We start from the raw sequence: 22,373 nt of genomic DNA on the forward strand, positions 1-22,373 counted from the left end.
GACCGGGGGGTGTGCCGGGTCCGAGCCGCTGCCCGGCGAGCAGGACGGCCGCCGGGGCACCGAGCGGGGCGAGCCGCAGGGTGGTGGCGAGCTCGGGCGGCAGGTCGCGGGCGAAGCGGTCGGTCCGGCCGGTGAGGGTGGCCTGCCGGCGTTCGGTGGCTATCAGCAGGGCGGGCAGGCGGTCGATGCGGCGGGCGACCTGGCGCAGCCAGCGGCGGGAGGGCTCGTCGGCGAGGTGGATGTCGTCGATCGCGAGCAGCAGCGGGTGGTGGGTGCCGTGCAGCCGGAGCAGGGACCAGAGGGTGGACTCGGCGGTGTCGGGCTCGATGCCGACGGCGGCGGCCTCGGCGGGGCCCGCGGCCGCCGCCGCGGGGGCCCAGGCGGTGTGGACGTAGGGGCCGGCGGGGGTCGGACCGGTGTCGAAGAGCTGGCGGGCGGCCGCGTAGGGGGTGGTGGCCTCCTCGGCGGAGCAGCGGGCGCGCAGCACGGTGGTGCCGTCGGCGGCGGCCCGGCGGGCGGCCTCGGCGAGGAGCGCGGTACGGCCGGTGCCGACGGCGCCGGTGAGCAGCAGGACGTGGCCGGTGCCGCGGCGGGCGCCGGCGGCCCGGTCGGCGATCAGCCGCAGCTGCGGTTCGCGGTCCACGAGGCGGGTGGACGTGGCGGTGCTCATCCAGGTGCTCCTCTTTGCCCTTCCCGGGTCTTCGTCGGTGTCCGAACGGGCACCGCCTGTCGTTCTACCGGGAAAACGGCTTGACGTCCTAACCACGCGTTACTGGCGAGTCAGGTTTCCGCGCCGCGGACGGAGTTTCCCACCCGGGCCGCTCCGGGCCGCTCCGGGCCGCTCCGGCCGCCCGATTGGACGGTTTCGCGGTGTTCCGGCGGCTCGTCGACCCACCTCTCCCGTGTTCCAGACCACCTGGGGGGCCGAAAACGTTGCCTCCCCCCGATCGGCGGGGACCGGTCGGCGGGCCCGATCTCGTGGTGGACCACGATGGCCGGGAGCCTGCCCGGGCGGGAAGCATGGTGGTTGATTCCGGGGCACGGGCAGCGCTCCCGGATCGCCGTCGAAACGGTCGGCCTACCCGGGTGGGGCGCCACGCCCTGACGTTCGGGGTCCGCCGGGTGGCCGGGCCGGCTTCTCCAGGAGGGGGCCAGATTTGACTGTTCTGCACACCGAGTACGACCGCCGGGGCACGGCGGTGGGGTCGTCCGGGTCGGCGTCCGCCACCCGCACGGTCCCGCCGCAGCGCCCGACGGCGTCCCGCTCGGTCACCACGAACACCCATGCCGTCGGTACCGCCGCGGCAGCCGTCCACCCCCAGGCCGCCGTCGCCGTCCGCGGTGCGGCCGGGGCCGGACGGGCGGTCGCCGCGGCGACCGCCCGCAGCTCGACGGTGCCGGTCGCCGTCCAGGCCGCCGATCCGCTCTCCCGGGCCGGGGCGGAGGCGCAGCTGCGCCGCTTCCCCGGGGTGGCGGTGGTCGACCCGAGCGGCGCGTCCGGTCCGGGCACGGTCACCGTGCTGGTCGCCGAGTCCGCCGACGCGGCCGCGACGGCTGCCCTGCGCCGGCTGGTCCGCGGGGCCGGGCAGCGGGTGGTGCTGGTGGTCGAGCGGCTGCGCGAGACCGAGCTGATGGAGGCCGTCGAGTGCGGAGTGGCCGCGATCCTGTGGCGACGGGAGGCGACGCCGGAGCGGCTCGGCCGGGCGGTGCTGGCCGCGGCCCGGGGCGACGGCGACCTGCCGGCCGACCTCCAGGGGCGGCTGATCGCCCAGGTGGGGCGGCTGCAGCGGTCCGTCCAGGGCATGCCGGGCCAGGCGCCGACGGGTCTGTCGGAGCGTGAGTCGGACGTGCTGCGGCTGGTCGCCGAGGGCTGGGACACCGGGGAGATCGCGGCCCGGCTGTCGTACTCCGAGCGGACCGTGAAGAACGTGCTGCACGGCCTGACGACCCGGCTGCAGCTGCGCAACCGGGCGCACGCGGTGGCCCACGCGGTGCGCGAGGGCTACATCTAGCCGCACCCCGCGGCAGTACGGCGGTGCTCCGCCGGTAGCACGGCGGTGCACCGCCGGCAGCCCAGCAATCCGCCGGTAGTGCAGCGATGCGCCAGCAGTACGGCAGTGCTCCGCCGTGGTCCGGGCGGGCGGGTGCGGTACCCGCCCGCCCGGGTCACGAACGAGTCGCCAAGATCTCACCTGTTGGAAAGGTCCGGGGACTATCCGCCGGAGGGGAGCGCACGGCAGACTTCTACGCGCGTACTTCTACGCGCGTCAACGCGCCTGCCCGCCATCACCGGCGGCGATCCCGGCCACCGTTGACGGTCCGTTGCCGCCGTCCCCACCGGGAGAGTCGTCCATGCCCCTGAACCGCCGTGACTTCGTCACCCGGTCCGCCGCCACCGCCGCCGGAGCCGCCCTCGCGAGCGGCGGGGCCCTCGCCGCCGCCACTCCCGCGGCGGCCGCCGGACCGGACGAGGCCCGCGCCAAGGGCCGGACCAAGCGCCAGGCCTTCACCGTCATGGGCACCACCGACCTCCACGGCCGGGTGCTCAACTGGGACTACTTCACCGACGCCGTCTACGCCGACAAGGCGCACAACGAGGTCGGCCTCGCCAAGATCTCCACGCTGGCCAAGCAGGTCCGCGAGGAGAAGGGCTGGGACCGCTGTCTGCTCATCGACGCCGGTGACACCATCCAGGGCACCCAGCTGACGTACTACTACGCCCGGGTCGAGCCGATCGCCACCGAGGCCGACACCGCGCCCGAGCACCCGATGGCGCTCGCCATGAACACCATGGAGTACACCGCCGCCGCGCTCGGCAACCACGAGTTCAACTACGGCATCGACACCCTGCGCGCCTACGAGGAGCAGCTGGACTTCCCGCTGCTCGGCGCCAACGCGCTGAACGCCCGCAACGACAAGCCGGCCTTCCCGCCCTATGTGATCCGCAAGGTGAAGCTGGGCAACGGCCCGGCCCTCAAGGTCGGCATCGTCGGCCTGACCAACCCGGGCATCGCGATCTGGGACAAGGCGAACGTCGCCGGCAAGATGACCTTCCCGGGCATCGTCGAGACGGCGAAGATCTGGGTGCCGAAGGTCAAGGCCGCCGGCGCGGACGTCATCGTGGTCGCCTGCCACTCCGGCATGGACGAGGCCACCTCCTACGGCGACCAGCTGCCCTGGGCGGAGAACGCCTCGGTCGCGCTGGCCGAGCAGGTGCCCGGCATCGACGCCGTCCTGGTGGGCCACGCCCACAAGGAGATCCCGCAGCGCCTGGTCGTCAACAAGGAGACCGGGAAGACGGTCGTGCTGTCCGAGCCGCTGTGCTGGGGCCAGCGGCTGACCTGCTTCGACTTCGAGGTCGAGCTCGTCGGCGGCGCGTGGAAGGTCGTCTCGCTCTCCTCCCGGGTGCTGAACTCCAACACCGTCCCGGAGGACCCGGAGATCGTCGGCCTGATGACCGAGCAGCACAAGAAGGTCGTCGAGTACGTCAACCAGGTCATCGGCACCGCCAAGGTCGCGCTGTCCATCGCCGACGCGCCGTTCAAGGACACCCCGATCATCGACCTCATCGGCCGGGTCCAGGCCGACGTGGTGCGCGACGCGCTGGCCGGCGGCCAGTACGCCAAGCTGCCGGTGCTCGCCCAGGCCGCGCCGTTCAACCGCAGCGCCGTCATCCCGGCCGGCCAGGTCAAGCTGCGCGACGCGGCCGGCCTGTACATCTACGAGAACACCCTGGAGGCCCGCATCCTGACGGGCGCCCAGATCAAGGACTACCTGGAGTTCTCGGCCAAGTACTACAACCAGCTCGCCCCGGGCGCGCCGGTCGACAAGGCCACCCTGACCAACGCCCAGAACACCCCGGACTACAACTACGACTCGGTGTACGGCGTTTCGTACGACATCGACATCGCCCAGCCGGCCGGCTCCCGGATCGTCAACCTCAGCTTCGAGGGCCGTCCGATCGACCCGACCGCGCAGTTCGTCCTCGCGGTGAACAACTACCGCGCCAACGGCGGCGGCAACTTCCCGCACGTCGCGGCCGCCCAGAAGGTGTGGGCCAACTCGGACGAGATCCGCAACGCGATGATCGCCTGGGTGAAGGCGAAGGGCGTCATCGACCCGGCCGACTTCGCCGCCGAGTCCTGGCGCCTGGTCCGGGCCGGCCAGCCGGTCTTCTGACCGACCCGGCCCCACAGCCGGAAACCGGTCCCACAGCCGGAAACCCGGTCCCACGGCCGGCGCACCCCACCGGCCCGCACGGCCGGAACAGCCCCCGGGGCCCGTACCCCGGGGGCTGTTCCTCTCCCCCGCCCGCTCCCCCGCCGGTAGCCTGGCCCGTATGCGGACCATCGCCACCTGGCCTCTGGACGCCCCGCCCCCGGCCGACGTGCCGGCCGAGTTCCACACCCCCTGCACCCGCGTCGGACGGGACCTGCGGCACCTGCCCGCCGGCGCCCGACTGCCGGACGGTGCCCGCTGGGAGCTCTCCGAGGAGCCGTACTCCGGCTTCCTGCTCGGCCTCGGCAGCGCCCGGGGCCTGCGGTACACCCTCGAAACGGACCCCTACCTGCCGCCCGGGCCGCTCACCGCGCTCATCGCCGAGCAGGCACAGGACCACCTCACCGGCTACGAGTTCCTCCAGTGGCCGACCTGCCCCGGCCACGTCCACCTGCTGGTGCCGGCCGCGGACCCGGACGACGCGCACGGGCCTGGTGGCACTGCCGGCGAACCCGCCGCCCCCTCTTCCGCATCGGCGACCTGACCGGCGATTCCTGAGCCAGGGCGTGACCAGCGCCGTCATCGCCTCCCGCTCGATCCGGGCCGGCTCCGCCAGCCGCGCACCGGCCCGGGCCGGCTGCGCCGCGTCCCCGCTCTCCCCCGCCGCGGCGACCAGGGCGGCCACCTCGCGACCGGGGCGCGGTCCGGCCGGCGGGGCAACGGGACCACCGGCCGGCGAGACGCTGGGACATCTTCCCGAGACCGCAGGATATTCAGCCGCGCGCCCGGCCTGCCTACCGTTGATCACGTCACCGAGAGCAGTGCACCGTCCCGACAAGGAGCAGTCCCATGCGCGCAGTTGTCCAGAAGTCCGTCGGCGGCCCCGAGGTCCTGGAGGTCGTCGAGACCGACCGGCCCGCGCCGCGCGGCGGCGAGGTGCTCGTCCGCGTCCACGCCAGCGGCGTCAACCCGGTGGACGTGGCGGTCCGTTCGGGCGCCTACCCGCTGCTCGGCGAGCCGCCCTTCGGCGTCGGCTGGGACATCTCGGGCGTCGTCGAGGTGGCCGGGCCGGGTGCCCGGTTCAAGGCCGGCGACGAGGTGTTCGGCCTGCCGTTCTTCCCCCGGGCCGCCACCGGCTACGCCGAGTACGTCGCGGTGCCGTCCCGCCAGGTGGCCCGCAAGCCCACCGCGCTGAACCACGTCGAGGCCGCCGCGCTGCCGCTGGCCGCGCTCACCGCCTGGCAGGGCCTGGTCGACGCGGCGGGCCTGTCCGAGGGGCAGCGGGTGCTGATCCACCGCGCGGCGGGCGGCGTCGGCCACCTCGCCGTCCAGATCGCCAAGGCCCGCGGCGCGTACGTGATCGCCCTGGCCAGCGAGCCGAAGCACGACTTCGTGCGCGGTCTGGGCGCGGACGAGGTGATCGACTACCGCACCGAGGGCTTCCTGGCGGCGGTCGGCCAGGTGGACGTGGTGCTCGACTCCTCCTCGCAGGGCACCGCCTCGCTGGAGGTGCTGCGCGAGGGCGGCGTGCTGGTCTCGATCATGGAGCACTGGAACACCGCGCTGGCCGCCGAGGTCGAGGCCGCCGGGCGGCGGTTCGCCGGCATCTCGGTGGAGCCGGACTACGCCTCGCTGGAGGCGATCGCCCGGCTGGTGGAGGAGGGCCGGATCCGGCCGCACATCGCCGAGACCTTCCCGCTGGAGGAGGCCAGCAAGGCGCACGAGCTGATCGCCACCGGCCGCACCCAGGGCAAGATCGTCCTCACCGTCGCCTGAGCCGTAGGGTTCCGGTGGAGCACGTACCGACCGGGGGAGGCGGCATGGACATCCTGACCGAGGCGCTGGGTTCGATGCGGACGGGGCAGCCCGCCTCCGTCCGCACCGAGGGCCGGGCCCCGTGGGGACTGCGGCTGCCCCCGGTCGCCGGCGCCGGGTTCCATGTCGTCCTCTACGGGACCTGCTGGCTGGTGCCGTTGGAGGACGACACGGCCGAGCCGATCGCACTCAGCCCGGGGGACGTGGTCTTCCTGCGGGACGGCCGGGGCCACGTCCTCGCCGACCGGCCGGACACCCCGGCGGTCCCCGAGCAGCCCTCGCAGTTCCGGCCGAGCCTGCCGATCGGCACCGTCACCGTCGGCGGGGACGGGCCGCGCACCAGCCTGCTGTGCGGCAACTACCACCTCGACCAGGCCCGCCCGCACCCGCTGGTGCGGCAACTGCCGGAGATCGTCCACCTGCAGACCCGGCACGGCCGCCACCCCGAGCTGAGCGCGGCCGTCCAACTCCTCGGCGCCGAACTGGAGAACCCGCGGATCGGCTCGGCCGGCATCGTCCCGGCACTGATCGACTCGCTGCTGCTGTACATCCTGCGGGCCTGGTTCGAGGAGCAGCCGCCCGCCACCGCGGCCGGCTGGGCGGCGGCGCTCGGGGACGCGGCGGTGGCGCCGGCGCTGACCGCGATCCACGAGGCGCCGTCCACGCCGTGGACGGTGGAGTCGCTGGCCACCCGGGCCGGCCTCTCCCGGGCGGCGTTCGCCCGCCGGTTCACCGCCCTGGTCGGCGAGCCGCCGATGGCGTACCTGACCCGCTGGCGGATGACCACGGCGGCCCGTCTGCTGCGCGAGTCCGAGGCCCCGCTCACCGCCGTCGCCGCGAAGACCGGCTACGGCTCGGAGTACGCCTTCGCCAAGGCCTTCAAACGCGAGTACGGCCTGGCCCCGGGCGGCTACCGCCGCGAGGCCCGCGCGGCCTGAGGCGGGGCTCAGCCCTTCCCCGCCGCGTCCCCGACCACGTCCCCGACCGCCTCCCGGACCGCCGGGGCGACCTCCCGCGCCCACCGGCCGAGGGTGACCGGGTCCGGCGAGCCGTGGTCGGCGGCGAAGAAGGTGAAGCCGGACGCGCCGTGCTCCAGCACCGCGCCGGTCAGCTCCTCCACCCACTGGCCCACCGAGCCGCCGAGCCACCTGCCCTCGGCGTCGCGGGTCGCGGCGAGCGGCCGGTCGGTGATCCGGCCGGGCAGGTTGTAGACGGTGCGGACCTCGCGCGGGTCGCGTCCGACGGCGGCGGCCGCCTCGTCGACGACCGGCCGCGAGGTGCGGTAGCGCTCGCTGAGCCAGTCCGCCGCATGGGCGGGGATCCAGCCGTCGGCGACCCGGCCGGTGGCGGCCAGCGACTTGCGGCCGTTGGAGCCCGTCCACACCGGCGGCGCGGCGACGGGCGCCGGCTCGATCTCCCGGACGCGGTAGTGCCGCCCCTCGTGGGTGACCGGCGGGCCGCCGCCCGACAGCCGCTTGACCAGCACGATCGCCTCCTCGAAAGCCTCCACCGCCTCGCCCGGGGTGAGCCGCTCGACGCCCAGGTCGGTGATCCGGTCCCAGACCCCGCCGGCGCCGATCCCCAGCACCACGCGCCCGCCGGACAGCGCGGACAGCGAGGTGACGGTCCGCGCCAGCATCGGTGCGGGCCGGGTCGGCAGGTTGGTGACGTTGACGAAGCCGCTGATCCGCCCGGTCCGCCCGAGCAGGAAGCCGAGCGCGGCGTACGCGTCCACCCGCCCGCCGACGTACGGGTGGTCGGACAGCGAGAAGTGGTCCAGCCCGTCCCGGTCGGCCTGCTGGACGAGGTCCAGCAGGCTCGCCGCGTCGGCGAGGTCTCCCGGTGCGCCGAATCCGAAGACGACGCCCGCGTTCCCGATGCCCATCGTTCCCCCACATGCAAAAAGGAGCTGAAGTTCGCAGCACGAACATATTAGTTCGTGACGCGAACTTCAACCCCTGCAAGCCCCCGGACGCCCGCTACTCCCCGAACACCGGAGGCACCTTGTTGTCCAGCACCACCCGGCCGAGCAGCCCGCCCAGCAGCTCCCGCTCCGCACCGGAGAGCCCGGCCGGCAGCTCGTCGATCCGGCGACAGGTCTCCGCGTAGAAGCGCTCCGCCAGCACCGCCCCCTCCGCCGTCAGCAGCACCCACACGGCACGCGCGTCCCCTTTGCAACTCTCCCGCCGCACCAGCCCGTTGCGCTCACTCCGGTCGACCAGACCGGTCAGGCTCGACTTGGCCAGCCGCAGCACACCGCCCAACTCCCCCATCACGTACGACCGCCCCAGCAGCACACAGAGCAACTGCCCCTGCTGCGGCGTCAACCCGAACTCCCGCGCCGAATCGGCATACACCGCGTCCACCAGGAACGCCGCCCGCACCAACGCCCCCACGACCCCGATACCGCCACCCTCGCTCTTCGCCATCCGACCAGCCTAACAGCCGTAATTCGCAGCACGAACTACTATCTGGAGAAGCACCACGCGATGAGAGGATGGCCCCATGAGCGAGCTCCGGATCCCCGAACGGCATGCCCAGTTGCTGGCCTACGCCCAGACCCTGACCCCACCGTCGGGCTGGAAGATCGAGGTGTCGGGCGACGAGATCATCATGATGGCCGGGCCGTCGGTGATCCACCAACGCAATCTGCTGCTCGTCCGCGAGCAGTTCGATGCCCATCGCCCGAAAGACCTGATGCCCAGCGAGAACACCGATCTGAGCTCTCCGAACACCGGCAAGCTCCGCAATCCCGACCTGACCTACATCCCGCTCGCCACCGTCGAGCTCGGCGGCAACCAGGTCCCCGCCGAGCTGGCCGTGATCGCCGTCGAGATCGTCTCCCCCTCCAACCCGGAGAACGACCTGGTCGGCAAGGTCCGCGACTACCCGCAGATGGGGATCCCGCTCTACCTGGTGATCGACCCGCGCGAGGGCACGCTCACCCTGCACTCCGAGCCCGGCAACGGTGCCTACCACCGCCGGTGGACCGGGAAGTTCGGCGACGCCGTGCCGGTCCCGGAGCCGTTCGCCTTCGAGCTCGCGACCTCCGAGCTGCTCCGCTACCCGGCCGCCTAGGGCTTCTCCGCCACGCCCGCCCAGATGCCGACCTGGGAGTCGGTGGGCTGCTCGGGGGTGTCGGGGCACCAGAGGGGGGCGGTGACCAGGCCCGGGTCGGTGAGCTTCAGGCCGTCGAAGAAGCGCAGCACCTGCTCCCGGCGGCGCATGGTGAGCTGGGCGGAGGCGCTGCGGTAGACGGCCGGGCCGCGGCCGGCGTCGGCGGTGGGGGTGAAGTCCAGGGTGCCGTGGGAGAGGACGAGCCGGCTGCCGGGCGGCAGGGCGTCCACCAGGGTGCGCACGATGCCGTAGGGGTCGTCCTGCTCGTCGACGAAGTGCAGCACCGCGACCAGCAGCAGCCCGACCGGTTCGCCCGAGTCCAGGGCCTGCCGGACCTCCGGGGCGGCCAGGATCCCCGCCGGGTCGCGCAGATCGGCCTGGACCACCGCGGTGCTCTCCGGGGTGGTGCCGCTCAGCAGCGCGCGGCCGTGCACCAGTACGATCGGGTCGTTGTCGAGGTACACCACCCGGGCGTCGGGCCGGACCCGCTGGGCGATCTCATGGGTGTTCCCGGCGCTCGGGATGCCGGTGCCGATGTCGACGAACCGGCGGATGCCGTCCTCGGCGAGGTGCCGCACCGCGCGGCCGAGGAAGGCCCGGTTGGCGACGGCGCTGATCCGCACCATCGGGCTGATCGCGAGCACCCGCTCGGCGGCCTCCCGGTCGGCCGGGAAATTGTCCTTGCCGCCTATGTAGTAGTCGTACATCCGGGCGGGGTGCGGGACTTCGGGACGCAGATCGGCGGGCGGCCGCGCACCGTCCGCTCCGTCACCGGCGAGCCACTCCCGGCCGATCTCCTGAAACCCGGTCACCCGGCCACCCCTTCGATCCGTCGAACACCAGCAGTCGGGGGGACCCGGCCGCCACCAGGGCCGGCCGGGTCCTCGGGCCCGTTCAGAACGGGAAGCGGCTGCGCCCGTGCTGGATCGAGATCCACTTCACCGTGGTGAAGGCGTCCACCGTGGACTCGCCGTTCAGCCGGCCGACGCCCGAGCTCTTCTCACCGCCGAACGGCACCACGGGCTCGTCCGCGATGGTCCCGTCGTTGACGTGGATCATGCCGGTCTCGATCCGCTGCGCGACCCGCACCCCGCGCTCGACGTCGGCCGTGTGCACCGCGCCGCTGAGCCCGAACGGCGTGTCGTTGGCGATCCGCACCGCCTCGTCCTCGCCGTCGAACTCCACCACCAGCACCACCGGCCCGAACAGCTCGCGCTGCAGGATCGGCGCGTCGGCCGGCAGGCCGCCGAGCACGACCGGGTCCATCAGGCTGCCGACGGTGGTGCCGCGCAGCAGCGCGGTGGCGCCGCCGGCGACGGCCTGGTCCACCTGCGCGGAGATCGCGTCGGCCTGGACCGGGTTGATCAGCGGGCCGATGTGGGTGGCCGGGTCCCTCGGATCGCCGACCTTCAGGGTGGCGACCTTGGCGACGAACTTGCGGGTGAACTCCTCGGCGACGCTGCGGTCGACGAGCACCCGGTTGGCGGCCATGCAGACCTGGCCCTGGTGCACGAAGCGGCTGAACACGGCCGCGTCCACGGCGTAGTCCAGGTCGGCGTCGTCCAGCACGATCAGCGCGCTGTTGCCGCCGAGCTCCAGCACGGTCCGCTTGAAGTGGGAGGCGGCGACGGTGGCGACGTGCCGGCCGACCTTGTCGGAGCCGGTGAAGGAGATCACCTTGGCGAGCGGGTGCTCGATGAACGCGTCACCGATCTCGGCGATGTCGGTGATCACGACGTTCAGCAGGCCGGCCGGCAGGCCCGCCTCCTCGAAGATCTTGGCGATCAGGGTGCCGCCGACCACCGGGGTCTCCTGGTGCGGCTTGAGCACCACGCCGTTGCCGAGCGCCAGCGCCGGGGCGACGGCCTTCATCGACAGGAACAGCGGGAAGTTGAACGGGCTGATCACCCCGACGACGCCGACCGGCAGCCGGTAGAGCCGGTTCTCCTTGCCGTCCACCGGCGAGGGCAGCAGCCGCCCCTCGGCCCGCAGGGACAGCTGCATCGCCTCGCGCAGCATGTCCTTGGTGAGGGAGAGCTCGAACCAGGCCTTGACGGCGGTGCCGCCGAGTTCGGCCATAATGTCCCGGGTGATCTCCTGCTCGCGGTCCTCCAGGATCCGCAGCGCGCGCTCGAAGACCAGCCGCCGGGTGTAGGGGTTGGTGGCCGCCCACTCCTTCTGCGCCTGCGCCGCGGCCCGGTAGGCCTGGTCGACCTCGTCGACGGTGGCCACGGTGATGCTCGCGAGCTTGTCCCCGGTGAAGGGGTCGACGTCGACGATGTCCCAGGAGCCGCTGCCCTCGCGCCACTCGCCGTCGATGTACTGCAGCGCCAACTCGGAAAGGTACGACATCCGATCCCTCTCATACCGTTCGGGAACGCCCGCGATTTTCCGGCGGTCGTTCGCGATCAGAACTGATCGGGCCTCATCGTACTTACCTGCTACAGCTCTTGGCGTACGGAGCGGAGAACTTCTCGTGTCCGCTCGGGAGAAAGGCTGTCCGCCACCAGACCGTCCATCGCGCCCGCGTACTCGGCCACCTCGGCCGGCTTGTCGAGGTAGAGGGCGGTGGTGAACTGCTCCAGGTAGACGATGTCCGGCAGCTCCTGCTCGTCGAAGGCCAGCACCGAGAACGCGCCGCCCTCCGCGCGCAGCCCGCCGAAGCCCAGCGGCATCACCTGGAGCACCACGTTCGGGAGTTCGGTCAGCTCCAGCAGGCGGTCGATCTGCGCCCGCATCAGCTCCGGACCGCCCCAGGGACGGCGCAGCGCGGCCTCGTCCAGCACCGCGACCAGCCGCGGCGCCCGCTCGGCGCCCAGCACCTGCTGCCGCTTGAGCCGCACCTCCACCCGCCGCTCGATCTCGGCCGGTTCGGTCACATGGCCGCCGTGGGTGATCACCGCCCGCGCGTAGTCGGCGGTCTGCAGCAGCCCGTGGACGAACTGGACCTCGTAGCTGCGGATCTCGGTGGCGGCCTCCTCCAGGCCCAGGTAGTTCTGGAACCAGCCCGGCAGGACGTCCCCGTAGCCGTTCCACCAGGAGGTCGCGTTGGCCGCCCGGACCAGTCCGAGCACCGAGGCCCGCTCCGGCTCCGCGTCCACCCCGTACAGGGTCAGCAGGTCGGCGACGTCGCGCTCCTTGAAGCCGACCCGGCCGAGCTCCATCCGGCTGATCTTCGACTCGGAGGCCCGGATCGAGTATCCGGCCTCCTCCCGGCTGACCCCGCGGGCCTCCCGGAGCCGTCGCAGTTGCGACCCCAGCAGCAGACGCCGCACCGTGGCACCGCCACCCGCCTGAGTCGCACTCATCGCCTCAACCTCCGCACGTCAGCAGCCCCCCGGCCGTGGCCGCAGTCTTCCACCAGGGACCGACGAACAACAGTCCTCGGAACGCCCTCATCGGGATCTTCCGCCCCCACCGGGGCCGCCCGGACGAGCGGCGTCCGGATACGCGCGGTAGCCGAACCGTAGCTCCCCGGAACGCACTCTAGTCCCCCGCCGCCGCCGTGCACATCCCCAACCCCCGCCACCACCCGCAGGGTGACCACAACTCGGCCGGAACCGACAACAGTTGACGGAACCCGCACGCGCGCCCGAACGTCCCCGGGCATGCGAACGGCGCCTGCCCCCAAACTGGTCGGGGATGTGGGCAGGCGCCAGGGACCGCGGTGGCCCGGCGACGCTGACGGGGTGCGGCTCGGTACGACCCGGCGAATGCGGCGCCGGGCTACCTGGACCGGATCAGACCACCAGAGGGCGGTCCGTCGGCCGGATCGGTGCGGGCAGCGGGGTCTTGCCGCCCAAGTAGGTGTCGACCGCCGCGGCGGCCGAGCGGCCCTCCGCGATGGCCCAGACGATCAGCGACTGGCCACGACCGGCATCGCCGCAGACGTAGACGCCATCGACATTGGTGGCGAACTTCGCGTCCCGGGACACATTACCGCGTGCGTCGAGGTCCACGCCCAGCTGCTCGACCAGACCGTTCCTGACGTCCGTACCGGTGAAGCCCATCGCCAGGGTGACCAGCTGCGCCGGGATCGCCCGCTCGCTGCCCGGCACCTGCTCGAACTTCCCGTCCTTGAACTCCACCTCGACGAGGTGCAGCTCCTGGACGTTGCCCTCCTCGTCACCGCTGAAGTGGGTGGTGGAGACGGAGTAGATCCGCTCGCCGCCCTCCTCGTGCGCGGAGGTGACCTTGTAGGTCATCGGCATGGTCGGCCAGGGCTGGCCGGCCGGCCGCTCCTCGCCCGGCTGCGGCATGATCTCCAGCTGGGTGACCGAGGCCGCCCCCTGCCGGTGGGCGGTGCCGACGCAGTCCGCGCCGGTGTCGCCGCCGCCGATGACCACGACGTGCTTGCCCTTGGCGCTGATCGGCGGCTCGACGAAGTCGCCCTCCTGCACCTTGTTGGCCAGCGGCAGGTACTCCATCGCCTGGTGGACGCCCTTGAGCTCGCGCCCGGGCACCGGCAGGTCGCGGGCGGTGGTGGCGCCGGCCGCGACGACGACCGCGTCGAAGCGCTCGCGCAGCTGCTGCCCGGTGATGTCCTCGCCCACGTGCACGCCGGTGCGGAACCGGGTGCCCTCCGCGCGCATCTGCTCGACGCGGCGGTTGATGTGGCGCTTCTCCATCTTGAACTCGGGGATGCCGTACCGCAGCAGGCCGCCGATCCGGTCGGCCCGCTCGTACACCACGACGGTGTGCCCGGCCCGGGTGAGCTGCTGGGCGACGGCCAGGCCGGCCGGCCCGGAGCCGACCACGGCGACCGTCTTGCCCGACAGCCGCTCCGGCACCTGCGGGGTGACCCCGCCGCGGTCCCAGGCCTTGTCGATGATGGTGACCTCGACGTTCTTGATGGTCACCGCGTCCTGGTTGATGCCGAGCACGCAGGCCGACTCGCAGGGCGCCGGGCAGAGCCGCCCGGTGAACTCCGGGAAGTTGTTGGTCGCGTGCAGCCGCTCGATCGCGCCGGTCCAGTCGTCCCGGTAGGCGAGGTCGTTCCACTCCGGGATGAGGTTCCCGAGCGGGCAGCCGTTGTGGCAGAACGGGATGCCGCAGTCCATGCAGCGGCCGGCCTGCTTGGTGATGATCGGCAGCAGGCTGCGCTCGACGTAGACCTCGTTCCAGTCCCGGATGCGCACGTCCACCGGACGCCGCTCGGCGAGCTGCTTGGGCGTGGTCAGGAAGCCCTTGGGGTCAGCCACGTGCCGCCTCCATCATCTTGCGAGTGGTCTCGGCCTCGGAGAGGCCATCGCGCTCAGCGGCGTCCTTGGCGGCGAGCACTGCCTTGTAGTCGGTCGGCATGATCGTGGAGAAGCGGGAGACCCCGCTGCCCCAGTCCGCCAGGAGTTCGGCCGCGACGGTGGAGCCGGTCTCCTCGTAGTGCTGCTGCACGGTCTCGCGCAGCCATTCGCGGTCTGCGGCGCCGGGGGCCTCGATGCCCACCATGCCGCTGTTGACGTTCGCCGGGCGCAGGTCCAGCACGTAGGCGACGCCGCCGGACATGCCGGCCGCCAGGTTGCGCCCGGTCTCGCCGAGGATGACGACCCGGCCGCCGGTCATGTACTCCAGCGCGTGGTCGCCCACGCCCTCGACGACCAGGGTGGCACCCGAGTTGCGGACGGCGAACCGCTCGCCGGCCTTGCCGCGCAGGTGGATCCGGCCGCTGGTGGCGCCGTAGCCGATGGTGTTGCCGGCGATGACGTGGTTCTGCGCGTCGTTGCCGATGGCCGCCGCGTCGCGGGCCGGGCGGACCACGAGCACACCGCCGGACAGGCCCTTGCCGACGTAGTCGTTGGCGTCGCCCTCCAGCCGCAGCGTCACGCCGCGCGGCACGAAGGCGCCGAAGGACTGGCCGGCCGAGCCGGTGAAGGTGACGTCGATGGTGCCCTCGGGCAGGCCCTCGCCGCGGTACCGCTTGGTCACGTGGTGGCCGAGCATGGTGCCGACAGTCCGGTTGACGTTGCGGATCGGCAGCTGGATGCGGACGGCGTCGCCGTTCTCCAGGGCGTCCTGGGCCAGGTCGATCAGCTGGTTGTCCAGGGCCTTGTCCAGCGCGTGGTCCTGCGTGGTGGTGCGGTGCAGGGACGCGCCCTCGGGCAGCTCGGGCACGTGGAACAGCGGGGCCAGGTCGAGCCCGACGGCCTTCCAGTGGTCGACCGCGGCCTCGGCGTCGATGTGCTCGGCGTGGCCGACGGCCTCCTCGATCGAGCGGAAGCCCAGCTCGGCCAGGATCTCCCGGACCTCCTCCGCGATGAACTCGAAGAAGTTGACCACGAACTCCGGCTTGCCGGAGAAGCGCTCGCGCAGCACCGGGTTCTGGGTGGCGACGCCGACCGGGCAGGTGTCCAGGTGGCAGACGCGCATCATGATGCAGCCGGAGACCACCAGCGGGGCGGTCGCGAAGCCGAACTCCTCGGCGCCCAGCAGCGCGGCGATCACCACATCGCGGCCGGTCTTCAGCTGGCCGTCGGTCTGCACCACGATCCGGTCGCGCAGGCCGTTCAGCAGCAGGGTCTGCTGGGTCTCGGCGAGGCCGAGCTCCCAGGGGCCGCCCGCGTGCTTGAGCGAGGTGAGCGGCGAGGCGCCGGTGCCGCCGTCGTGGCCGGAGACCAGCACGACGTCCGCGTGCGCCTTGGAGACGCCGGCCGCGACCGTGCCGACGCCGACCTCGGAGACCAGCTTCACATGGATGCGGGCCTCGGGGTTGGCGTTCTTGAGGTCGTGGATCAGCTGCGCCAGGTCCTCGATCGAGTAGATGTCGTGGTGCGGCGGCGGCGAGATCAGACCGACACCCGGGGTGGAGTGCCGGGTCTTGGCGACCCACGGGTAGACCTTGTGGCCGGGCAGCTGACCGCCCTCGCCGGGCTTGGCGCCCTGGGCCATCTTGATCTGGATGTCGTCGGCGTTGACCAGGTACTCGGAGGTGACGCCGAAGCGGCCGGAGGCGACCTGCTTGATCGCCGAGCGGCGCTCCGGGTCGTACAGGCGGTCCGGGTCCTCGCCGCCCTCACCGGTGTTGGACTTGGCGCCGAGCCGGTTCATCGCGATCGCCAGCGTCTCGTGCGCCTCGAGGGAGATCGAGCCGTACGACATGGCGCCGGTGGAGAACCGCTTGACGATCTCGGAGACCGGCTCGACCTCCTCGACCGGCACCGGGGTGCGGCCGAGCCCGTCCAGCTTGAACAGGCCGCGCAGCGTCATCAGCCGCTCGGACTGCTCGTTCACCCGGTCCGTGTACTGCTTGAAGATGTCGTACCGGCGGTTGCGGGTGGAGTGCTGCAGCCGGAAGACGGTGTCCGGGTCGAACAGGTGCGGCTCGCCCTCGCGGCGCCACTGGTACTCGCCGCCGATGTCCAGGGCGCGGTGCGCGGCCGGGATGCCGGAGGCCGGGTACGCCTTGGCGTGCCGGGCGGCGGTCTCCTTGGCGACCTCCTCCAGGCCGATGCCGCCGAGCTTGCTGGTGGTGCCGGCGAAGTAGGCGTCGACCAGGTCCTGGGCGAGGCCGATGGCCTCGAAGACCTGCGCGCCGCGGTAGGAGGCGACGGTGGAGATGCCCATCTTGGACATCACCTTGAGCACGCCCTTGCCGAGCGCCTTGATCAGGTTCTTGATCGCCTTCTCGGCCTCGACACCGGTCAGGAAGGTGCCCTGGGCGACGAGGTCCTCGACCGACTCCATGGCCAGGTACGGGTTGACCGCGCCGGCGCCGTAGCCGATCAGCAGCGCGACGTGGTGCACCTCGCGCACGTCACCGGCCTCGACCAGCAGCGACACCCGGGTGCGCTGCTTGGTGCGGATCAGGTGGTGGTGGATCGCCGAGGTGAGCAGCAGCGAGGGGATCGGAGCGTGCTCGGCGTCGGAGTGCCGGTCGGAGAGCACGATGATCCGGGCGCCGTCCGCGATCGCCGCGTCCGCCTCGGCGGCGATGGCGGCGAGCCGGGCGGCCAGGCCCTCGCCGCCGGTGGCGACCCGGTACAGGCCGGACAGCGTGACGGCCTTGAGGCCGGGCTGGTCGCCGTCCGCGTTGATGTGGACCAGCTTGGCCAGCTCGTCGTTGTCGATCACCGGGAAGGTGATGCCGACCGAGCGGCAGGACGCGGCCTCGGCGGCCAGCAGGTTGCCCTCGGGGCCGAGGTTGGACAGCAGCGAGGTGACGAGCTCCTCGCGGATGGCGTCCAGCGGCGGGTTGGTGACCTGCGCGAAGAGCTGCACGAAGTAGTCGAACAGCAGTCGCGGCTTCTCGCTCAGCGCGGCGATCGGCGAGTCGGTGCCCATCGAGCCGAGCGCCTCGGCGCCGGTCTTCGCCATCGGCGCCAGGACGACCCGCAGCTCCTCCTCGGTGTAGCCGAAGGTCTGCTGGCGGCGGGTGACGGAGGCGTGGGTGTGCGCGATGTGCTCGCGCTCGGGGAGCTTGGCGAGCTCGATCTGCCCGCCCTCGACCCACTCCGCGTAGGGGTGCTCGGCGGCCAGCGCCGACTTGATCTCCTCGTCCTCGACGATCCGGTGCTCGGCGGTGTCGACGAGGAACATCCGGCCGGGCTGCAGCCGGCCCTTCTTGACCACCCGGGTCTGCTCGATGTCGAGCACGCCGACCTCGGAGGAGAGGACGACCAGGCCGTCCTCGGTGATCCAGTAGCGGGCGGGGCGCAGGCCGTTGCGGTCCAGCACGGCGCCGATCTGCGTGCCGTCGGTGAAGGTGACGCAGGCCGGGCCGTCCCAGGGCTCCATCAGGTTGGAGTGGTACTGGTAGAAGGCGCGGCGGGCCGGGTCCATCGTGACGTGGTTCTCCCACGCCTCGGGGATCATCATCAGCACCGCGTGCGGCAGCGAACGGCCGCCGAGGTGGAGCAGCTCCAGGACCTCGTCGAAGGAGGCCGAGTCGGAGTGCTCCGGGGTGCAGATCGGGAAGATCCGCTCCAGGCCCTGGCCGTTCCGGTTGGCGGGGATCAGGTCGGTGACGAGCTGGGACTCCCGGGCGGTCATCCAGTTCCGGTTGCCCTTGACCGTGTTGATCTCGCCGTTGTGCGCGACGAAGCGGTACGGGTGGGCGAGCGGCCAGCTCGGGAAGGTGTTGGTGGAGAACCGCGAGTGCACCAGACCGAGCGCGGAGGCGTAGAGCCGGTCCGACAGGTCGGGGAAGAAGGGCTCCAGCTGGCCGGTGGTCAGCATGCCCTTGTAGACGATGGTGCGCGCGGACAGCGACGGGAAGTAGACCCCGGCCTCGCGCTCGGAGCGCTTGCGGACCACGAAGGCGACCCGGTCGAGCTCGATGCCGCTCTTGTCCGCGCCGCCGAGGAACAGCTGGCGGAACCGGGGCATGACGCCGCGGGCGGTGGCGCCCAGCAGGTCCGGGGTGACCGGGACGTCGCGCCAGCCGAGGACGGTCAGGTCCTCCTCGGCGGCGATGGCCTCGATCCGCGCGACGGCGGCGGCATCCTGGTCGTCGGCGTCGGGCAGGAAGGCGATGCCGACCGCGTAGGAGCCGGCGGCCGGGAGTTCGAAGTCGACCTTGGCGCGCAGGAAGGCGTCCGGGACCTGGGTGAGGATGCCGGCGCCGTCACCGGAGTCCGGCTCGGCGCCGGTGGCGCCGCGGTGCTCCAGGTTGCGCAGGACGGTCAGCGCCTGCTCGACGACGGTGTGGTCGGCGATGCCGGTCAGCGTGGCGACGAATCCGACGCCACAGGCGTCGTGCTCGTTTCGCGGGTCGTACAGGCCCTGAGCAGCAGGTCGCGCATCCGGAACGAGCGCGTACGGCGGGCGGGCGGCGCCGGCCTGGGGCTCGTTGGCGGAGTGCATGGATGCAGACAGCATCGGCTCTCCCGTCGTCGTCTTTGGAGGCTGGTGCAGTAGGGACGACGTTGGCCCTGATGCGATTTCGTGCAAGTTACATGATGCCGAACATCCCGGGAAGCGGGATACCTCGTCCACATCGCGGGACGGATCCGCAGGTCACGGGTGCCGCGGGAGGGCGTGCCGCGCCGCACGCCACGACGATTGTGCCCGGCTGTCGACCGCCTGAAACAGGGGCGACATCCGCCCGCCACGGGCGTCGGCCAAGGATGCCTGGGAATCCATTCCCACACTCGATCGGCAGATGCGATTCCTTGGCCCGATTGGCTCGAATGCTGAGACAAGCCAGGCGGAGTCGGAGTGCCATGTGCGCAATGTCACCCATGAGTCTGCATAACCATGCAACAGCACACCGCACCCCCACAGTGGCCCTCCGCCGCCCCCGACCACCCTGCGCCCGGCCCCGCGACCGCCCGACGCGCCCCTCCGCACGCCCCGGCCGCGACTTTGCAAAGTCTCAGAACACTTTGCAAAGTGCACTTTGCAAAGTGTTCCGCCCCCGACCCCTTAGCCGATCTGCCCGCCGATCAGCCACCCCAGCAGATACGTCACCCCCGCCGCCACCCCGCCCAGCACCAGCTGCCGCAGCCCGCTGAACCACCAGCTGCGCGCCGTCACCCGCGCCACCACCGCACCGCAGGCGAACAGCCCGGCCGCGGAGAGCAGCAGCGCCGGCACCAGCGAGGTCGCGCCCAGCAGGTACGGCAGCAGCGGGAGCAGCGCGCCCACCGCGAAGCAGACGAAGGAGGACCCGGCCGCCACCCACGGCGAGGGCAGGTCGTTGGGGTCGACGCCCAGCTCCTCCCTGGCGTGGACCTCCAGCGTCCGGTCCGGGTCGGCGGACAGCTGCCGCGCCACCTCGTGGGCGAGTTCCGGGTCCACCCCGCGGTCGACATACACCTGGGCCAGCTCGGCCAGCTCGCCGTGCGGGTTGCGGCTCAGCTCCAGCCGCTCCGCCTCGATCTCGGCCTGCACCAGCTCCCGCTGGGAGGCCACCGAGGTGTACTCCCCCGCCGCCATCGAGCAGGCGCCGGCGGCCAGCCCGGCCAGGCCGGTGAGCACCACCGTGCTGCTGGGGACGGCGCCGCCGACGACGCCGGTCATCAGCGCGAAGTTGGAGACCAGTCCGTCCATCGCGCCGAACACCGCCGGCCGCAGCCAGCCGCCGTTGACGTCCCGGTGGTGCCCTGCGGCGGGTATCCGCGGGTGCTGGCCGGCCTCGTTCTCCAGGATGGTCGCGGTCACGACTCTTCCCCCTCCGTCCATTGGTCCGATCGCCTTACTTACTGACCGTAGCCCTGTTGACCTGGGCATTTCCAGCAAAGTAAGGCTGTCCGAACATGACGGCGGCCGCCCTCCGCACCGGGTGCGAAGGGCGGCCGGGGGCCTGGATCGGCGCAGCTCAGGCCGGGTTCCTGGCGTCCTTCTCCAACTTGTCGAGCTTCTCGGCGAGGGCGTCCTGGGCCTTCCCGCCGGGCTTCCCGCCGGGCTCGTCGCCCGACTTCTCTCCCGACTTCCCGCCCGACTTCCCTCCCGACTTGTCACCGGGCTCGTCGGCGGTCCGCTCGACCGACGCAGCCGCCCGCTCGTCCGCGTCGGCCATCGGGTCGATGCTCGCCGGGTCCTCGCGGCCGGGGTGCTTCTTCCCGACGATCACGAGGTACGCGACGGCGCCGAGGAAGACGAAGATCGCCACCCAGTCGTTCAGCCGCAGGCCGAAGATGTGGTGCGCGTCGTCGATCCGCAGCCACTCGGTCCAGAACCGGCCCACCGTGTACGCGGCCACGTACAGCGCGAAGGCCCGGCCGTGGCCCAGGGTGAACCGCTTGTCCGCCCAGATCACCAGCGCCGCGACGCCCACGCACCAGAGCGACTCGTAGAGGAAGGTCGGGTGGTAGATCCCGGTGACCACCTCACCGCTCGGCAGCGTCTTCTTGATCTCCAGGCCCCACGGCAGCGTGGTCTCGCGGCCGTAGAGCTCCTGGTTGAACCAGTTGCCCCAGCGGCCCAGCGCCTGGGCGAGCGCGATGCCGGGGGCGATCGCGTCGGCGTAGGCGGGCAGCGGCACGCCCCGGCGGCGGGCGCCGATCCAGGCGCCGACCGCGCCCAGCGCGATCGCGCCCCAGATACCGAGGCCGCCCTCCCAGATCTTGAAGGCGTTCCAGGGGTTCTTGCCCTCGGCGAAGTACAGCTGGTGGTCGGTGATCACGTGGTAGAGCCGGCCGCCGACCAGGCCGAACGGCACAGCCCAGACGGCGATGTCGCCGACCGTGTGCTTGCCACCACCGCGGGCGACCCAGCGCTTGCTGCCGAGCCAGACGGCGACGACGACACCGAGGATGATGCAGAAGGCGTAGGCGCGCAGCGGGACGGGTCCGATTTCCAGGACGCCCCGCGACGGGCTGGGAATGTAGGCGATATCCATGGCAGCTCCGACGCTACAGGGTCGACGGCCCGTCCAGGACACCCCGGCGGGTCACAGTCGGTGCACAGATCGGTGCACCGATCGGCGTGCGGCCCGGAGCACGGCCGGCCGCCGCCCCCTCCGGCCGGGGAGGGGACGGCGGTGGCCGCGGCGCGGGCGCCCGGCTCAGCCGGCCTTCGGCGAGGGGTTGTTGCTCTCCGAGGCGGTGCTGGTGGGGGCCGGCGACTGTCCGTGGGTGCCCGGGGTGCCCAGCGTCTTGCCCTGGTTGGCGGCGTCGACCCACTTCACCAGGTTGGCCGGGGTGATCTCCTCGTTGTTGAACTTCGGGTAGATCGGCTGGCCGTTGAGCAGCACGGTGGGCGTGGACTTGTAGCTCGACTTGTCGAAGTCCTGCTGGACCGCCGACACCCATCCGCTGTACGTGGAGTCGTTGACGCAGGCCTCGAAGGCGGGGGTGTCGAGGCCGTTGACCTGCTTGCCGAGGTTGATCAGGGTCGCCTTGTCGCCGAAGGCGTCGCTGGTCTCGTCCGGCTGGTTGCGGTAGAGCACGTCGTGGTAGTCGCGGAAGTGCCCGGCGTCCTGGGCGCAGGCCAGCGCGTTGGCCCCGTAGCGGGAGCCCTTGCCCGACACCGCCCGGTCGATGAACGAGACGATGTGGTAGTTGGTGTAGATCTTGCCCGCGTCCTCCAACTGGCTGATGGTGGACGAGAACTCCCGTTCGAAGGTGCCGCAGGCGGGGCAGCGCGCGTCCTCGTAGACGGTGAGGACGGCCGGCGAGTTGTCCGAGCCGACCGGGATCACCAGGTTCTTGTCCCCGATCGCGCCGGCCGGGGCCGCGGTGGGGGTCTCCGGCTTGGAGCGCTGGTCCTGCACCACCACGCCGGTGACCACGGCGGCGGCGATCACCGCGAGCGCCACCCCGCCGATGATCAGCTTCTTCTTCTTCCGG

General features: G+C 72.2%; 17 protein-coding genes. 6 read left to right on the forward strand and 11 right to left on the reverse strand.

Translation table 11 applies throughout. The features are described 5' to 3' along the window. A partial coding sequence (locus VR45_RS03150) for an ATP-binding protein (RefSeq protein ID WP_045938126.1) occupies window positions 1-670 on the reverse strand: 670 nt, incomplete at its 3' end. 724 nt (window positions 671-1,394) lie between these two features. On the opposite strand from VR45_RS03150, the gene VR45_RS03155 reads away from it, so the two are divergent. The 5 genes from VR45_RS03155 (at window position 1,395) to VR45_RS03175 (ending at window position 6,971) form a co-directional block, all read left to right on the forward strand. Continuing rightward, complete coding sequence (locus VR45_RS03155; protein ID WP_045938139.1) at window positions 1,395-2,012, forward strand: response regulator transcription factor; 618 nt, start codon at window positions 1,395-1,397, stop codon at window positions 2,010-2,012. A 340-nt stretch (window positions 2,013-2,352) separates the two neighbouring features. Then, window positions 2,353-4,179, forward strand: a complete 1,827-nt coding sequence (locus tag VR45_RS03160; protein WP_045938127.1) for a 5'-nucleotidase C-terminal domain-containing protein — start codon at window positions 2,353-2,355, stop codon at window positions 4,177-4,179. 160 nt (window positions 4,180-4,339) lie between these two features. After that, window positions 4,340-4,762, forward strand: a complete 423-nt coding sequence (locus VR45_RS03165; RefSeq protein ID WP_045938128.1) for a hypothetical protein — start codon at window positions 4,340-4,342, stop codon at window positions 4,760-4,762. Window positions 4,763-5,067: 305 nt separating this feature from the next. After that, window positions 5,068-5,994, forward strand: coding sequence for an NADP-dependent oxidoreductase (locus VR45_RS03170; protein WP_045938129.1), 927 nt, complete (start codon window positions 5,068-5,070; stop codon window positions 5,992-5,994). A 44-nt stretch (window positions 5,995-6,038) separates the two neighbouring features. Beyond that, window positions 6,039-6,971 carry an AraC family transcriptional regulator gene (locus tag VR45_RS03175; RefSeq protein ID WP_045938130.1) on the forward strand — a complete coding sequence of 311 codons (933 nt, stop codon included), beginning with the start codon at window positions 6,039-6,041 and terminating at the stop codon, window positions 6,969-6,971. Window positions 6,972-6,979: 8 nt separating this feature from the next. On the opposite strand, the gene VR45_RS03180 is transcribed toward VR45_RS03175, so the two are convergent. Further along, window positions 6,980-7,918, reverse strand: a complete 939-nt coding sequence (locus VR45_RS03180) for an LLM class flavin-dependent oxidoreductase (RefSeq protein WP_045938131.1) — start codon at window positions 7,916-7,918, stop codon at window positions 6,980-6,982. 94 nt (window positions 7,919-8,012) lie between these two features. Continuing rightward, window positions 8,013-8,462, reverse strand: coding sequence for a MarR family transcriptional regulator (locus VR45_RS03185; protein WP_199839809.1), 450 nt, complete (start codon window positions 8,460-8,462; stop codon window positions 8,013-8,015). 76 nt (window positions 8,463-8,538) lie between these two features. Between VR45_RS03185 and VR45_RS03190 the strand changes: the two genes are divergently transcribed. Then, complete coding sequence (locus tag VR45_RS03190; RefSeq protein ID WP_045938132.1) at window positions 8,539-9,111, forward strand: Uma2 family endonuclease; 573 nt, start codon at window positions 8,539-8,541, stop codon at window positions 9,109-9,111. On the opposite strand, the gene VR45_RS03195 is transcribed toward VR45_RS03190, so the two are convergent. From VR45_RS03195 to VR45_RS03230, 8 genes are all read right to left on the reverse strand, one after another. Beyond that, a complete protein-coding gene (locus VR45_RS03195) occupies window positions 9,108-9,962 on the reverse strand; it encodes an SAM-dependent methyltransferase (protein WP_052708812.1) in 855 nt (284 codons plus the stop codon). The genes VR45_RS03190 and VR45_RS03195 overlap by 4 nt on opposite strands. 82 nt (window positions 9,963-10,044) lie before the next feature. After that, window positions 10,045-11,502 (reverse strand): aldehyde dehydrogenase family protein, encoded by a 1,458-nt coding sequence (locus VR45_RS03200; RefSeq protein WP_045938133.1) that lies wholly within the window; start codon window positions 11,500-11,502, stop codon window positions 10,045-10,047. 89 nt (window positions 11,503-11,591) lie between these two features. Beyond that, window positions 11,592-12,458 (reverse strand): helix-turn-helix transcriptional regulator, encoded by an 867-nt coding sequence (locus VR45_RS03205; RefSeq protein WP_045938134.1) that lies wholly within the window; start codon window positions 12,456-12,458, stop codon window positions 11,592-11,594. A 432-nt stretch (window positions 12,459-12,890) separates the two neighbouring features. Beyond that, complete coding sequence (locus VR45_RS03210; RefSeq protein WP_045938135.1) at window positions 12,891-14,351, reverse strand: glutamate synthase subunit beta; 1,461 nt, start codon at window positions 14,349-14,351, stop codon at window positions 12,891-12,893. Further along, window positions 14,344-18,945: a glutamate synthase large subunit gene (gltB, locus tag VR45_RS03215; RefSeq protein ID WP_199925893.1), complete on the reverse strand. Its 4,602-nt coding sequence runs from the start codon at window positions 18,943-18,945 to the stop codon at window positions 14,344-14,346. The genes VR45_RS03210 and gltB overlap by 8 nt, the downstream gene beginning before the upstream one ends. Before the next feature lie 561 nt (window positions 18,946-19,506). Next, entirely contained in the window at window positions 19,507-20,232 is a 726-nt protein-coding gene (locus tag VR45_RS03220; protein ID WP_045938142.1) for a VIT1/CCC1 transporter family protein, read from the reverse strand. 169 nt (window positions 20,233-20,401) lie between these two features. Continuing rightward, window positions 20,402-21,424, reverse strand: coding sequence for a prolipoprotein diacylglyceryl transferase (lgt, locus tag VR45_RS03225; protein ID WP_045938137.1), 1,023 nt, complete (start codon window positions 21,422-21,424; stop codon window positions 20,402-20,404). A 165-nt stretch (window positions 21,425-21,589) separates the two neighbouring features. After that, window positions 21,590-22,373: thioredoxin domain-containing protein (locus tag VR45_RS03230; RefSeq protein ID WP_045938138.1), on the reverse strand; the 784-nt coding region annotated here is incomplete at its 5' end.

Origin of the sequence: Streptomyces sp. NRRL S-495, from assembly GCF_000966955.1 — a bacterium.
GTDB lineage: Bacteria > Actinomycetota > Actinomycetes > Streptomycetales > Streptomycetaceae > Kitasatospora > Kitasatospora purpeofusca.

Bases quoted from the DNA above. Each gene is read 5' to 3' on its own strand.
- VR45_RS03160 (WP_045938127.1), top strand. From the start codon at position 2,353: ATGCCCCTGAACCGCCGTGACTTCGTCACCCGGTCCGCCGCCACCGCC.
- VR45_RS03165 (WP_045938128.1), top strand. From the start codon at position 4,340: ATGCGGACCATCGCCACCTGGCCTCTGGACGCCCCGCCCCCGGCCGAC.
- VR45_RS03170 (WP_045938129.1), top strand. From the start codon at position 5,068: ATGCGCGCAGTTGTCCAGAAGTCCGTCGGCGGCCCCGAGGTCCTGGAG.
- VR45_RS03175 (WP_045938130.1), top strand. From the start codon at position 6,039: ATGGACATCCTGACCGAGGCGCTGGGTTCGATGCGGACGGGGCAGCCC.
- VR45_RS03180 (WP_045938131.1), bottom strand. From the start codon at position 7,918: ATGGGCATCGGGAACGCGGGCGTCGTCTTCGGATTCGGCGCACCGGGA.
- VR45_RS03185 (WP_199839809.1), bottom strand. From the start codon at position 8,462: ATGGCGAAGAGCGAGGGTGGCGGTATCGGGGTCGTGGGGGCGTTGGTG.
- VR45_RS03190 (WP_045938132.1), top strand. From the start codon at position 8,539: ATGAGCGAGCTCCGGATCCCCGAACGGCATGCCCAGTTGCTGGCCTAC.
- VR45_RS03200 (WP_045938133.1), bottom strand. From the start codon at position 11,502: ATGTCGTACCTTTCCGAGTTGGCGCTGCAGTACATCGACGGCGAGTGG.
- VR45_RS03205 (WP_045938134.1), bottom strand. From the start codon at position 12,458: ATGAGTGCGACTCAGGCGGGTGGCGGTGCCACGGTGCGGCGTCTGCTG.
- gltB (WP_199925893.1), bottom strand. From the start codon at position 18,945: ATGCACTCCGCCAACGAGCCCCAGGCCGGCGCCGCCCGCCCGCCGTAC.
- lgt (WP_045938137.1), bottom strand. From the start codon at position 21,424: ATGGATATCGCCTACATTCCCAGCCCGTCGCGGGGCGTCCTGGAAATC.